General features: G+C 72.8%; 7 protein-coding genes. 2 read left to right on the forward strand and 5 right to left on the reverse strand.

The annotated features are described in order from the left end of the window. Positions 1-217: 217 nt before the first annotated feature. From rocD to ACH4SI_RS19390, 3 genes are all read right to left on the reverse strand, one after another. The gene (gene rocD, locus ACH4SI_RS19380) at positions 218-1,462 is read right to left on the reverse strand and encodes an ornithine--oxo-acid transaminase (protein ID WP_398297060.1); all 1,245 of its coding nucleotides are present in this window, start codon (positions 1,460-1,462) and stop codon (positions 218-220) included. Next, on the reverse strand, positions 1,462-2,271 hold the full coding sequence (gene ddaH, locus ACH4SI_RS19385) for a dimethylargininase (RefSeq protein ID WP_398297062.1): 810 nt from the start codon (positions 2,269-2,271) through the stop codon (positions 1,462-1,464). Before ddaH ends, rocD begins: the two co-directional genes overlap by 1 nt. Before the next feature lie 118 nt (positions 2,272-2,389). Beyond that, complete coding sequence (locus ACH4SI_RS19390) at positions 2,390-2,905, reverse strand: Lrp/AsnC family transcriptional regulator (protein WP_398297064.1); 516 nt, start codon at positions 2,903-2,905, stop codon at positions 2,390-2,392. A 323-nt stretch (positions 2,906-3,228) separates the two neighbouring features. On the opposite strand from ACH4SI_RS19390, the gene ACH4SI_RS19395 reads away from it, so the two are divergent. Both ACH4SI_RS19395 and ACH4SI_RS19400 read left to right on the forward strand, forming a co-directional pair. Continuing rightward, a complete protein-coding gene (locus ACH4SI_RS19395) occupies positions 3,229-4,533 on the forward strand; it encodes a beta-ketoacyl synthase N-terminal-like domain-containing protein (protein ID WP_398297066.1) in 1,305 nt (434 codons plus the stop codon). 61 nt (positions 4,534-4,594) lie between these two features. After that, complete coding sequence (locus ACH4SI_RS19400; RefSeq protein ID WP_398297068.1) at positions 4,595-10,981, forward strand: SDR family NAD(P)-dependent oxidoreductase; 6,387 nt, start codon at positions 4,595-4,597, stop codon at positions 10,979-10,981. Here the strand turns inward: ACH4SI_RS19400 and ACH4SI_RS19405 are convergent. Together ACH4SI_RS19405 and ACH4SI_RS19410 are read right to left on the reverse strand one after the other, a co-directional pair. Next, positions 10,978-12,357 carry a Gfo/Idh/MocA family protein gene (locus tag ACH4SI_RS19405; RefSeq protein WP_398297070.1) on the reverse strand — a complete coding sequence of 460 codons (1,380 nt, stop codon included), beginning with the start codon at positions 12,355-12,357 and terminating at the stop codon, positions 10,978-10,980. The genes ACH4SI_RS19400 and ACH4SI_RS19405 overlap by 4 nt on opposite strands. Positions 12,358-12,494: 137 nt before the next feature. Continuing rightward, a complete protein-coding gene (locus ACH4SI_RS19410; protein WP_398297072.1) occupies positions 12,495-14,498 on the reverse strand; it encodes a family 20 glycosylhydrolase in 2,004 nt (667 codons plus the stop codon). Positions 14,499-14,758 lie beyond the last annotated feature (260 nt).

Below are 14,758 nucleotides of genomic sequence, written 5' to 3' on the forward strand. Positions count from 1 at the left end.
TCTTCCCGGCGAGTTGACAGGAAGTGTTCCACATCGGGAGATCCGCAACAGTCGAATACTCAACAACGTACATAAAAGGGCCGTGACCTGCGCGTTATCTACGGTTCGGAGGCTCTGGGCGGGGCGCGGAAAAGAATCTCGGAGACGGATTGAACATGACGAAGCGCCGGGCCGTATGGAACGTAATGCGGCCCGGCGCTTCAATCTTCGGGTGGGGTCAGCCGAGTACCTTCTCCAGCGACGCCAGCGACGCGTCCAGTTCCTCGCGGGTGATGGTCAGCGGCGGGGCCAGCCGGATGGTCGAACCGTGGGTGTCCTTGACCAGGACGCCCTCGCGCAGCAGCCGCATCCCGATCTCGCGCCCGGTGCCCAACGCGGGGTCCACATCGACCCCGGCCCACAGGCCGCGGCAGCGGTGGCCCGTCACGCCCTTGCCGTGCAGCGCGCTCAGCCCGGCGTCCAGCGCCCGGCCCAGCTCGGCGGCGCGCTCCTGGAACTCCCCGGTGCGCAGCAGGTCGACCACGGCCGAGCCGACGGCGGCGGCCAGCGGATTGCCCCCGAAGGTGGAGCCGTGCTCGCCGGGGCGCAGCACGCCCATCACCGCGCGGTCGGCGACCACGGCGGAGACCGGCACGATGCCGCCGCCCAGCGCCTTGCCGAGCAGCAGCACATCAGGACGTACCGCCTCGTGGTCGACGGCGAGGGTGGCGCCGGTGCGGCCCAGCCCGGACTGGATCTCGTCGGCGATGAACAACGCCCCGGCCCGCCGGGTGAGTTCACGCACCCCCGGCAGATAGCCGTCGTCCGGAATGAGCACGCCCGCCTCGCCCTGGATGGGCTCGATCAGCACGGCGGCCGTGGTCTCGTCCACCGCCGCCTCCAGCGCGGCGAGGTCGTTGTACGGGACGACACGGAAACCCGGGGCGAACGGGCCGAACCCGTCGCGGGCCACCGGGTCGCTGGAGAAGCCCACGATCGTCGTCGTGCGGCCGTGGAAGTTGCCGTCGGCCACCACGATGGTCGCCTGGTCCGGGGCGACGCCCTTGACCTCGTACGCCCATTTGCGGGCGAGCTTGATGCCGCTCTCCACCGCCTCCGCGCCGGTGTTCATCGGCAGCACCATCTCCAGGCCGGTGAGCCGCGCCAGGTCCTCCGCGAAGTCGGCGAGCCGGTCGTTGTGGAAGGCGCGCGAGGTGAGGGTGAGCCGGTCGAGCTGGCGGTGGGCGGCCTCGATGAGCGCCGGGTGGCGGTGGCCGAAGTTGAGGGCCGAGTAGCCGGCCAGCATGTCGAGGTAGCGGCGGCCCTCGACGTCCCACACCCAGACGCCCTCGGCGCGGGACACGACCACGGGCAGCGGGTGGTAGGTGTGGGCGAGCGAGGACTCCTCGGCGCCGATCAGCTCGTCCGAGGAGCGCGCGGGACGGGCTTCGGCGGCCTGGGCGATCGTTGTGGGTGCGGTCATCAGCGGATCTCCTGAGTGCAGCACTTGATGCCCCCGCCGGCCTTGTGCAGCTCCGACAGGTCGACGGGGACGGGGACGTAACCGCGGTCGGTGAGCTGCTCGATGAGGCCGGTCGCGCGCGGGGCGACGAACACGTGGCGGCCGTCGGAGACGGAGTTGAGCCCGAAGGCCATGGCGTCGTCCCGGGTGGCGATCAGCGCCTCCGGGAAGAGGCGCTCCAGAACCTCACGGCTCCCGGGGGAGAACGCCCCCGGGTAGTAGGCGATGTTCTCGTCGTCGAGCGTGAACAGGGCGGTGTCCAGGTGGTAGAGGTACGGGTCCACCAGCAGCAGGCTGATCACCGGCACGCCGAAGAACTCCTGCACCTCCTGGTGGGCGGCGCGCGTCGTACGGAACCCGGTGCCGGCCAGGACGAACCGGCCGGCGGGCACGAGGTCGCCCTCGCCCTCGCACACCGCCTCCGGCTGGTGCACCTCGAATCCGGCCGCCTTGAACCAGGAGGTGTAGGCGAGCTGTTCCGGCCGGCGCTGGGGAGCGTGGAACCGGGAGCCGAAGACCCGGCCCGCCAGGATCAGGGCCGAATTCGCGGCGAACACCATGTCCGGCAGACCCGGCACCGGCTCGGCGGTCTCCACCCGGTGGCCGTGGTCGCGGTAGGTGCGGATCAGCGTCTCCCACTGGGCGCGGGCGAGTGCGGTGTCGACCACGGTGTCCTCGCGCATCCAGGGATTGATGGCGTACCGCACGTCGAAGTATTCGGGGGGACAGGTCAGATAGCGCCGGGGGCGCGGCACACGGGTCTGGGGCACGGAGCAGTCCTCTCGCTTCCGCGGACCGGGGAATGATTCAACGGTAGAAAGCGGACGAGAGGGGACACAAGAAAGGAAAATTGCGCGATGGTGCAGTGATGTTGCGTCTTCGGCCGGTTTAGCGATCGTTCATTGCGTCCATCGCGCCGGGCGGCGCGGCGGCGGGGCTGGCGCCGGCCTCGGCGCTGCCCGCGATCAGGTGCGACAGCACCATGTAGCTGATGGTCTTCCGGATGAAGGGCTCGGTCCGGATGCGCTCCAGCACCTCCTCGAAGTGCTCCACGTCGATGGCCATGACGTGCAGCAGGGCGTCGGCGCCCCCGGTCACCGTCATGGCCGCGGTGATCTCCGGGTAGCTGCGCACCACCTCCGCCAGCCGCCTGGGCGGGGCCGCGCTGTCGCAGTACACCTCCACGTACGCCTCGGTCCGCCAGCCCAGGGCGGCCGGGCGCACGGTCGTGGTGAAGCCGGTGATCACGTCGTTCTCCCGCATCCGGTCGACCCGCCGCTTGACCGCGGACGCCGACAGCCCGATCGCGGCGCCGATCTCCGTGAAGCTCGCCCTGGCATTCGCCACCAGGGCCGCGACGATCTTGCGGTCCAGGTCGTCGAACGGTACGGACTGGTTCGCCATGTGGGGTCCTTTCGGCGACCGGTGATGAGCAGTCGAAATGACGTACCGATGAGATGCCCGCCCACTGTGAATTTCCCCCGTTTTCAGAAAGTTTCCGCAAGAGGGGGCGTGCGCGGGAACGCGGAGCCCGATAGCGGGGTGGTGGTGTGCCCCGGGCGCCGGGCGTACGAATCCGGGCACCGTACCTTCCGTCTCCACCTCGGCGATACGGCACAACCTTCCGGCGGTCCTTACCGCGGCGTAACGTCTTCTATTCCGCAATCGTTTCCGAACGATGATCAGGTGGTCGTCATGACAACTATTATCAGCTTCAGGAGAGCGCTGTGAAAAGACCGCGGGATGCCGTGGTCACCGGTCTGGGTTTCTGCCTGCCGGGCGACGCCGAGCCCGTATTCACGGCGGGACAGGTCTGGGATATCGCCTCCCACGGCCGCTCCGCCCTCGTCCAGCGGGACATCGCCTACGGTGCGGTGAACCTCACCCCAGAACATTTCGGTGAACGGCTCCCCGGAATCCCCGAGTTCTTCTCCCGCCACTACACCGACGCCCACCGCTTCGGCCTGGTGTCCCTGGTGGAAGCCTGCGCCGACGCCGAACTGGACCTTGGGGCCGGGGACTTGAGCGAGGCGGCGATCCTCGTCGGCCGCGGTGGAGTGGACACCAACGTCGGCGTGTACCTCTCGCTGCTCAACACCCAGTCGGACGAAGCCACCGCGCTGGACGGCGTGGAGATGTTCGTCACGGCGGCGCTGGGCGCGTCACCCGCCGACGTCGTGGTCGTCCAGGCCGCTGCGGCCCGCTCCACCGGCCCCTGCTTCACGGTGGCCTGCGGCTGCTCGTCCGCCGCCGTACAGATCGGCAACGCCCGCCGCATGATCGCCACCGGTGAGGTCGAGATGGCCGCGGTGACCGGGGTCGATGTCTTCGACATCGGACTGATCCAGCACGGCCAGCGGGTGCAAGTGGGCGCGCAGCGCGCCCACGAGGCGATGGACGCCGCCGCCATGCCGGACCTCGTCGCCTCGTTCGACTCCCTCATGCGCCCCTACGACCGGCGCGCCGAGTGCATCAACCACGGCGAGGGATCCGCGACCGTGATCCTGGAGAGCCGCGAACACGCCCTGCGCCGCGGTGCACACCTCTACGGCCAGGTGCTCGCCACCGCCATGACCCGCGACGGCCTCGACAACCCCCTCGCCACCGATCCCAGTGGCGCACAGCTCGTCCGGGCCGTCCGCGCCTGTCTCGGCGACCGGTGGCGGATCGAGCAGATCCCGTACATCAACGGCGCCTGCGACGGCGGCGCGGCCGTCACCGCCCTGGAGGCGGGCGCCATCCGGGAGCTGTACGGGCCGGACAGCTCCGTCCTGGTCAGCACCCAGGAGGCCTGCTTCGGCCATCACGGCTCGCCCATCGGATGTGTCGGCGCCGCCCTGACCCTGATGATGATGGAACAGGGCGCGGTGTGCCCCACCGCCAACTGCGAGGAACCCGCCGAGGGACTGCCCTTCGACCCGGTCCCCGGCACCCGCACCCGGCCCCTCGACTTCGACTACGCACTGAGCTTCAACTACCAGATCGGTGGCGTGAAGCACGCCATGCTGCTGGGCAGCCCGGACGCCATCTGAGCCCGCGCCCGCCCCCTCACGGCCTCCACCCCACAGGCCGAACACCCCCACGGAGACCCCGATGCGTCAGAACACCCCTGCCTCCGGCCGCCCGCCCACCCGCATAGCCGTGGTCGGCATGGGCTGCCGGCTCCCCGGTGACATCGACTCGCCCGCCGCCCTGTGGCACCTGCTCGCCGAGGGACGGGACGCGGTCGCCGCGCCCCCCGCCGAGCGCACCGCCCTGTGGGGGCCACCGCCCGCCACCGGCCCGGAGGACGGCTCCGGGCTGCCCGCCGTCGGTGGCTACCTGCGCGACGTGTCCGGCTTCGACGCCGACTTCTTCGGCGTCTCCGGCCGCGAGGCCGACGTCCTCGACCCGCAGCACCGGCTGCTGCTGGAAGTGGCCTGGGAGGCCCTGGAGCACGCCGGAACACCGCCCGACCGACTCACCGGCACCTCCACCGGCGTCTTCACCGGCCTCAGCTACAACGACTACGCGGACCGCCTCGAGCGGCACGCCCCGGAGCAGCAGGGCTCGTCCCTGTCCAACGCGCACTGCGTCGCCGCCGGACGGATCTCCTACCTCCTCGGCCTCCAGGGACCCTGCCTCGCCCTGGACACCGCCTGCTCCTCCTCCCTGGTCGCCGTGCACCTCGCGGCCCAGGCGCTGCGCGCGGGCGAATGCGATCTCGCCATCGCGGGCGGCGTCACCCTGATGTTCGAGCCCCGGGTCACCCGCTCCTTCGACCGGATGGGCATGCTCTCCCACACCGGCCACTGCCACGCCTTCGACGCCGCCGCCGACGGCTTCGTACGCGGCGAGGGCTGCGGCATCGTCGTCCTCAAACGCCTCCCCGACGCCCTTCGCGACCGGGACCGTGTCCTCGCCGTCCTGCGCGGCTCCGCCGTCAACCAGGACGGCCACTCCGACGGGCTCGCCGCACCCTCGCCCACCGCCCAGCGCGCCCTGTACGAGGAGGCGCTCGCCCGCGCCGGGATCGACGCCCGTGACGTCGGAATGATCGAAACCCATGGCACCGGCACCCCGGTCGGCGACCCCGTCGAATTCACCAGCCTCGCCCAGGTGTACGGCACCGGCCGCGACCGCTGCGCCCTGGCGTCCGTCAAGACCAACCTCGGCCACCTCGAACCCGCCGCCGGGGTCACCGGCCTCATCAAGGCCATCCTCTGCCTGAACGAGGGCCGCATCCCGCCCAATCTGCACTTCACCCGCTGGAACCCGGCCATCGACGCCGAGGCCACCCGCTTCTTCGTCCCCCGGGAGCTCACCCCCTGGCCCGTGCGCACCGGCCCCCGCCTCGCGGCCGTCTCCTCGTTCGGGTTCTCCGGGACCAACGCCCATGTGGTGCTGGAACAGCCGCCCGCCACCCCGGCCCGCCCCCGCGCGCGGCGGCCCCACCACACCACCACCACCGACCCGCACATCGTCCTCCTCCCGGCCGGTTCCCCCGCCGCGCTGCCGGTCGCGGCGCGGCGCATGGCCGACTGGCTGGAGGGCGACGGCGCGGCCGTACCGCTGCGCGACATCGCCCACACCCTCGCCCTGCGCCGCGCCGCGGGCCGTGGCCGGCTCGGCGTCACCGCCACCGGCCACGGCGAACTCGGCGAAGCCCTCCGGGCGTTCGCCACCGGCCGGGCCCACCCCGCCGTGGTGACCGGCGCCGTGGGCGCCGAGGTGTCCCGGCGGCCGGTGTGGGTGTTCTCCGGTCAGGGCTCGCAATGGCCCGGCATGGGACGCGGACTGCTGGAGCGCGAGCCCGCCTTCGCCGCCGCGCTCGCCGAGGCCGACGCACTCATCGCCGCCGAGGCGGGGTTCTCGGTGCTCGACATCATCCGCGCGAGCGAGCCGGTGACCGGCTGTGCCCGCGTCCAGCCCGTGCTGTTCGCCCTGCAGACCGCCCTCGCCGCCACCTGGCGCGCCCACGGCGTCGAACCGGCCGGTGTCATCGGCCACTCCATGGGCGAGGTGGCGGCCGCCGTGGTGGCCGGGGCGCTCTCCCTGGCCGACGGAGCCAAGGTCATCTGCCGCCGCTCCGCGCTGCTCACCCGCGTCGCCGGACACGGCGCCATGGCCACCGTGGGCCTGCCCGCCGAGGAGGTCCAGGCGGAACTGGACAGCTCCGCCGACGCCTCGGGCGCCGTCACCGTCGCCGTCGTGGCAGCGCCCGGCTCCACCGTCGTGGCCGGGGACACCGCACGCGTGGAACGCCTCGTCGCCGACTGGGAGGCCCGTGGCGTGCCCGCCGCCCTGGTCGCCGTCGACGTCGCCTCGCACTCCCCGCAGGTCGACCCTCTCCTCCCCGAACTGCGCACCGTCCTCGCCGATCTCACACCCCGGCGGCCGGACGTGCCCTTCTACACCACCGTCCTCGACGACCCGCACGACGTGCCCGCCTTCGACGCCTCCTACTGGTGCGCCAACCTCCGCCGCCCGGTGCGCTTCTCCGCCGCGCTCGCCGCCGCCGCGGCCGATCGCCACCTGGTGTACGTGGAGATCTCGCCGCACCCCGTGGTCACCCATCCCGTGGCCCGGACCCTCGCCGAACTGACCCGGGACCCGGTCGTCCTGCCCACCCTGCGCCGCGGCGAGGACGAGACCACCACCTTCCGCACCCAGCTCGCCGCCCTCCACTGCGCGGGCGTCCCCGTCGACTGGGCACACCTGTACGGGGACGGCGACCTCGCCGACGTCCCCGCCATCACCTTCGACCGCACTCCCCACTGGGCCACCCCCGCCCTCCCCGCGCCCGCCGCCGACACCTCCGGCCGGTCCGCCGGTGAACTGCCCGGCAGCCACACCGAAGTGCCCGGCGAATCCCTCCGCCACTCCTGGCGCGCGAGCACCGGTACCGCCACCCTTCCCTGGCTGGACGACCACCGGGTGCACGGCACCCCCGTCCTGCCCGGCGCCGCCTACTACGCCCTCGCGCTCACCACCGCCTGCCAGGTCTTCGACGCCGACCCCACTGAGGTCGAGGTCACCGATCTGCGCTTCCACGAACTCCTCACCATCGCCGAGCACACCGACCTCAGCACCACGGTCACCGTGGCCGCCGCGGACCGCGCCACCTGCGAGATCTTCGGACGCGACGACGACGGCACCTGGATCAGACAGGCCGGTGCGGTACTGCGCCGCCTCGCCGCACCCCCGCGGCCCCGCCCCGCCTCCGTACGCACCCTGGCCCTGCGCCACCCCGTCCCCGTCGATCCTGCCGCCCTGTACGCCAACCTGCGGGCCCGGGGCATCGAACACGGCGCGGCGTTCGTCGGGATCACCGAGGTGCACACCTCCCGCCACGGCAGCAGCTTCTGGGCCCGGGTACGGATCCCCGAGGCCGCCCGCACCCCCGGACACGCCCTGCGCATCCACCCCGTGCTGGTCGACCTGTGCGCCCAGCTCGTGGCGGCCGGGCTCCTGAACGACGCCGACCAGGGGCTGGTGCTGCCCGTCCGGATGCAGACCGCCCGGATCCTCGGCGACCCCGCCACCGCCGTCTACTGCCACGCCCGGCTGACCGCCGAGAGCACCGCCGGGGCCCTCGTCGGCCACATCCGGCTGCTCGACGGGGAAGGCCGCCCGATCCTCGCCATCGACGGCCTGCGGATCGCGCGCCGCGCCGCTCAGCAGACCACCGAGGCCGACCAGTGGTTCCTGGAGATCGGCTGGAAACGCACCGCGCTGCCCGCCCCGGACGACGGACGCCCGCCCGGCCACTGGCTCGTCGTCGGCGAGGGCGACGGCACCGCCCGCGCCACCGCCGACGCACTGCGCGCCGCCGGAGCCTCCACCCGGCTCTGGGACCCGCCGCTGGACGACGCACCGCTCGACGCCCTCCGTGACGACCTCACCGCCCGGCTGACCGGCCCCGGCGCCCTGCCGCGAGGCGTCGTCCTCCTGTGCGGCACCGCACCGGACACCGGGGACACACGCACCGAGGACAGCGGCGACGACGCCCTGCGCCGCACCCGGCGGCTGCTCGCCACCGCCCAGGCCCTCGCCTCCGTCCCCGGCGGTCCCGCCGGCCCGCCGCGCCTCTACGCCGTCACCCGCGGCGCCCGGGCCGTGGCACCCGGGGACGTGGCCGACCCGGCGCAGAGCGCACTGCGCGGACTGGTGCGGGTGCTCGGTTTCGAACACCCCGAACTGCGCGCCACCCTGGTCGACACCGACCCGGCCGCACCGCTCGACCTCGTCCCCGAACTCCTCGCCGACGCCGCGGAGGACGAGGTCGCCCTCCGCGACGGAACACGCCACACCGCCCGGCTCGCCTACGCACCCCTGACCGACACCGAACGCACCACGGCCGCCGCCCGCACCGTACGCTGCGGCACCGACGGCTTCCGGCTGCGGGCCGGCCGCCTCGGGGACCTGGGCACCCTGGAACTCGCCACCGCCGGACGGCGCCCGCCCGGCCCCGGCGAGGCCGAACTGCGCGTCCTGGCCGCGGGCATGAACTTCCGCGACGTCCTCACCGCCATGGGCCTGCTCCCCGGCGACACGGATGTCCGCTACCGGCTCGGCTTCGAATGCGCCGGTGAGGTGACCGCGGTCGGCCCCGGCGTCGACCACGTCCGCGTCGGCGACCGGGTCGTCGCGGCCGACGCGCGCGGCGGCGCCTTCGGCTCCTTCACCGTCGTACCCGCCGACTGCACCGGACCCATCCCGGACGGCCTCGACCCGGCCACGGCCGCCGGACTGCCCCTCGCCTTCCTCACCGCCTGGTACGCGCTGCGCCACATCGCCCGGGTCACGGCGGGCGAGCGGGTGCTGATCCACTCGGCCACCGGCGGCACCGGACTGGCCGCCATCGCCGTCGCCCGGCTGCTGGGCGCCGAGGTGCTGGCCACGGCGGGCAGTGAGGAAAAGCGCCGCCATCTGCACTCCCTGGGCATCAGCCATGTCATGGACTCCCGCTCGCTCGACTTCCGGGACGAGATCCGGGAGGCCACCGGCGGCGAGGGCGTCGACGTCGTCCTCAACTCCTTGTCCGGCGCGGCCATCCGGGCCGGGCTGGAGTCGCTGCGCCCCTTCGGCCGCTTCATCGAACTCGGCGTCCGCGACATCCTCTCCGACGCCCCGCTCGGGCTCGCGCCCCTGCGCCACAACATCACGTTCAGCACGGTCGACCTCGTGGAACTCCAGACCTCCCGCCCCGCGGTGTTCGCCGCCATGCTGCACGAGGTCCTCGACGAGTTCGCCGCCGGCCGCCTCAAGCCCCTGCGGTGCACCACCTATCCGCTGGCCGATGCCACCGAGGCGTTCCGGCAGATGGCGGGCGCCCGCCACCTCGGCAAACTGGTGCTCACCCTCCCGCAGCGGGGCGAGATCAGCGCCGTCCTGCCCGACGGGCCCGTCCCGGTGCGCGAGGGCGGCACGTATCTGATCACCGGGGGACTGCGCGGGCTGGGCCTGGCCACCGCCCGCTGGCTGGCCGGCCAGGGCGCGGGCCACCTCGTGCTCAACGGCCGTACCGCACCCGGTGGTGCCGACGCGCAGACCCTCGGCCAACTGTCGGCCACCGGCACCCGGGTCACCGTCATCCTCGGCGACATCGGCTGCCCCGGCACCGCCGACCGGCTGGTGGCCGCCGCCACCGCGGACGGGGCACGGCTCGACGGCGTCGTCCACTGCGCCATGGTCCTCGACGACGCGGTGGTCACCAACATCCACGAGGACCAGCTGCACCGGGTGTGGACACCGAAGGTCACCGGCGCGTGGCGGCTGCACCGGGCAACGGCCGGGACGCGGCTCGGCTGGTTCGCGGTGTTCTCCTCCATGGCCTCGCTGCTCGGCAACCCCGGGCAGGGCGCCTACGCCGCCGCGAACGCCTGGCTGGACGGCTTCGCCGCCTGGCGCTCCGCCCAGGGCCTGCGGACCCTGGCCGTCAACTGGGGTCCGTGGGGCGAGACCGGTGTCGCCACCGGCTTCGCCGACCGCGGATATCAGACCATCCCCACCGACCAGGGGCTCCGCGCGTTCGGCACCCTCCTGGCGTACGGGCGGACGCACACCGGTGTCATCCCCGGCGAGCCCACCAGCTGGATCCCGGCCGCCGGACACCACTCGTCCCTGTTCGGACTGCTCCTCCCCGGCGAGGAGCAACCGGCCGACGCCCAGGAGAACACCGACGACATCCGGGCCCGGCTGACCGCCATCCCGGCCGGACTCGCCCGCCGCGCCGCCCTGGAGGCGTATCTGACCGACCACATCCGGGTCGTCCTGCGGCTGAGCAGCACCACCCTCGATCCGCAGACCCCGCTGAAGTCCCTCGGGTTCGACTCGCTGCTCGCCATGGAGCTGCGGGTACGCCTGGAAACCGGCCTGAACATCAAGCTCGCCGGGAACTTCGTCTGGCAGCACCCGACCGTGGCGGCCCTCGCCGTCGGCCTCGCCCAGCACATGGGCCTGGAACTCACGGCCCGGCAGGAACGGCTGAGCGCCTAGGTGTGCTGTCCGGGCACCACATCCGCCGTGGCCACGGGCTTTCCGCTGACAAACGATTCATTCGCGGCCAGACCCGTGACCAGGGCGAGGGCTCCGTCCGCCTCGGTGGCCCGCTGCTTCGACGCGTCGGAGCCGTCCGTGGCGGCCGGTGCCCCGGTGTCCGCCGCCGGGGCGAGGGGATTCAGGGGTCCGTACAGCGCCGTCAGCATGCGCTCGTCCCCGCCACCGTGTCCCGCGTGGTCGAACGCCGGCAGCGCCACCTCCCGCGGCGGCTCCCACAGCGGGCGCAGCACCACCCGCGGGCCGCCCGCGTTGGCGAGTGCCTCGTCGCCGTGGATCGTGCCCCGGCCGGAGGTGGTGCCGAGCACGGGCGGCTGCCACCGGCTCTCCTCCACCTCCAGCTCCAGCCGGCCGCGGGTGCCGTTGAACATCACGCGGTAGCCCTCCCACGGTGAGTACGCGGTCAGGTGGTACGTCATGGTGGCGCCGGTGTCGTAGCGCACCAGCAGCGACATGTCGTCCTCGATGGTGATGCCGTCGCCGAACACATTGCGGTCCCGGTGGTAGCCGTCCGCCCCCTCGGCGTCCAGGTACAGCGAGCGCAGCGCGTCGTTGTCGGCCAGCTCCAGCGCGAACGGGTCGTCCTGCGCGGCGGACGCGCCGTGGGCCCGCTCGTACTCGCGGCGGTAACCGCTGCGCTCGCCCGCCTCACGGCCGTAGAAGCCGAGCCTGCCGTAGCCGAAGACCTCCTGCGGCCTGGCCCCCAGCCACCAGTTGACCAGGTCGAAGTGGTGGCTGGACTTGTGCACCATCAGTCCACCGCTGTGGCTCTTCTCGCGGTGCCAGCGGCGGAAGTAGTCCGCGCCGTGCCGGGTGTCCAGCAACCACTCGAAGTGCACGGACAGCACCTCGCCGATGGCACCCGAGGACAGCTGCCGGTGGACTTCCTCGTGCACCGGGTTGAAGCGGTAGTTGAAGGCCACCGCCAGATGGTTGCCGGTCTCCTCCACCGTTCGGAGGATGTGGCGGCACTTGGCGGCGTCGGTGGTCATCGGCTTCTCGGTGACCACCCGGCAACCGGCCCGCAGCGCGGGCACGATGTAGGCGTCGTGCAGCGCGTCCACACAGGTCACGACGACTTCCTGGATGTCGTCCGCACGCAGTCGGCGCTCGAAGTCCTCCGGGCTCCAGGCGGCAGCCTCCGGCTCACCGGCCTCCTTCAGCAGCCGCTGGTGGTGGGCGATGCGCACGGGGTTCGGGTCGCAGAGCGCGGCGACCCGCAGCCCGGGGCGGCGGGCCAGCGCGGTGGTGAACATCTGCGCACGGGATCCGGTGCCCACCACCACGGCCCGGGAGGGAGTGCTGCCGACGGTCATGCGTCCTCCATAGGAAGTCGATCAACGCGTGCGCAGAATAGGCCGATCCCGGGCTCACCACCACGGGTCCGGTTCAGGTCACGGGCGTCACGGGCGCCGTCAGCGGCCAGGAGCGTCATGTCGTCGAAACGCTCAGGTCATCCGCGGTCCCGAGCGGGCGGAGTGGCGGCCACCGGGCGCAGGGTGGCCGCCGCCTGCTGGTCCGGCGGTTGCTGCACCGCGACCCCGTCGGCGGCGCGCCGGGCGAGGCCGAGCCGGGAGATGGCGTTGACCAGCCGCACGCGCGTCCCGGTGCCGGTCAGCTGCCACCGCTGGGTGCGGGCCGTGGCGGAGCACGTCTGCGTGGTGACCGTGGCGCCCGCCTCCAGCGGGGCGCCGAGGTAGCGGGCCCCCTTCACCATGTCCAGGCAGTAGGCGGTGGCCGCGCCACCGCGCACGGCGCGGAGCGTGTAGTAGCCGTCCGCGGTGGCCGACACCTGCCACGCCGCGCCGCCGTCCTCCCCGAACCGCGCGGTGGCGCCCTCGCCGCCGCCCGTGGTGGTCAGCCGGGCCGCGGAGCCGGGCAGCGCGAGGGCGTAACGGCCGTCCTTCACCGGCAGCCGCACCGTGTTCTCCCAGCCTGGCGCGTGGCCGATGTCGCGGGCGAGCGCGCTGAACGCGTCGTACGTGGCGGCCGGTTTCGGGCCGCCCCAGGCGGCCTGGGCGAGGAAGCGCAACGGCAGATACGCCTCCGTCTCGACCTCGTTCTCGGTCTGGGCCGCCGCCGAGTCCGGCCACATGGAGATCTTCGCCCCGGTGATCCCCGGCTGGGGGCCGCTCAGCGTCTCGCCCTCGAAGCGCAACGGCGTCCAGTCGCTCTCGTACAGCTCCCGCGTCTTCATGGGAGAGCCGCCGCGGATGAGATAGAGCGCGTAGGTCGCGTTCATCACCTGATGGCCCTGGGCGAGCAGGGCCGAGGGCGGCTGCCCGGATTCGGCGATCCAGTGCTCGACCCGGATGTCCTTGTTGACGGGGACGGTGTTGTCGCCGGTCAGCCCGTCGTTCCAGATCCGCAGGGTGCGCCCGCCGACGCGCACATGGTCGTCGACCCGGTTGACGAAGTCCACGAACGCGTCCTGCGGGGTGGCCCGGGCGCCGTACCTGGCCTTGGCGTACGCGGCGATCTGCGGGTACGCGGCGTAGTCCGAGCCCAGCATGTATTCGTCCGCGCCCATGTGCCAGTACGGGGTGTCCCACACCGCCAGCGCCTCGTCCAGCAGCCCGGTGTAGAAGGCGAACGCCTCGGGCCGGGTGATGTCCAGCCGCGCCGGCGACCGGGTCCCCTTCGTGTCCGTGAGCTGGAGTTCGGGGTGGTTCTGCAGATACGGGTCGATGTGCCCGGGGGAGTTGATCTCCGGTACGAGCGTGATGTGGTACTTCCGGGCCATCGCCGACAGCCGCCGCACCTCGTCCTTGGTGTAGTAGCCCCAGAACCTCGTCTTCGGGTAGTCGTCGCTGACCACCTTCGCCTCGATCCACAGCTGGTTCAGCTTCAGATACGCCATGTCGCGCATCAGCCGCTCGAACCAGCCCAGGGAGACGTGGATGTAGCAGGCGCACACCCCCACCCCGCGCTCGGCGTACCGCGGCACGTCGACCGTCCGGCCGTGCGCCAACTCGCGCCCGCCGCCGAGCATCTGTAACACGGTCCGGGTCCCGAGGAACGCCCCGGCGGCCGTGGCCCCGGTGATCCGCACGGAGCCGCCGACGACCAGTTCGTACCCCTCGGCGCCCAGATCCTTCCGGGACGCGTCCACGCCCAGCACCACATCGCCCGCCGCGCCGTCCCCGCCGGTCGCCACGGACAGCCGCAGCCCCGTCGCGTCGGCCACGTCGTCGGCGAACGTCCCGGCGTCACCGCGCAGCTCCGGCGTCCGCGCGACCACCGCCGCCGTGGCGGCCAGTCGCAACGCGCCCTCCTGGCCGGTCCACCGCACCGGCGCCGGGATCACACCGGGGACGCCCGCGGCGCGCCCGTCGGCCGCGGCCGGGCCGGATACGGCGGCCGGCACCAGCAGGGCCGGCACCGACAGGACGACGGCCCCGACGGTGGCCCTGATCCGGGTCCCGATCCGTATCCGGGGTCTCTGACGTGTCGACAACGGCACTCGCCTCCATGCTCACCGGGCCGCGCGCGCGGAGGCGGCGGCCGTGATCGGACAACACGTGGTGCGGTTGCCGGACGGACACGGGAACCATGGCCCGGCGGCAGGGTCCTCCCCTCCCTCCCGCCGTTCCAACCCCTACGCAGCGCCACCGGCGATCACCGGGGTGTGACGGGAACGTATGAACCGGCCGGTCCGGGGTACTGTCTCACTCCGGCTGCTCACGTCCCGGCGCTGTGAGGTGTTAGGAATAGGGG

Origin of the sequence: Streptomyces sp. NPDC021212 (assembly GCF_044332925.1) — a bacterium.
In the GTDB taxonomy this organism is placed as follows: Bacteria; Actinomycetota; Actinomycetes; order Streptomycetales; family Streptomycetaceae; genus Streptomyces.

What these genes read in the sequence shown, in the direction of transcription:
- rocD (WP_398297060.1), bottom strand. Translation starts at nt 1,462, where the DNA reads ATGACCGCACCCACAACGATCGCCCAGGCCGCCGAAGCCCGTCCCGCG.
- ACH4SI_RS19390 (WP_398297064.1), bottom strand. Translation starts at nt 2,905, where the DNA reads ATGGCGAACCAGTCCGTACCGTTCGACGACCTGGACCGCAAGATCGTC.
- ACH4SI_RS19400 (WP_398297068.1), top strand. Translation starts at nt 4,595, where the DNA reads ATGCGTCAGAACACCCCTGCCTCCGGCCGCCCGCCCACCCGCATAGCC.
- ACH4SI_RS19405 (WP_398297070.1), bottom strand. Translation starts at nt 12,357, where the DNA reads ATGACCGTCGGCAGCACTCCCTCCCGGGCCGTGGTGGTGGGCACCGGA.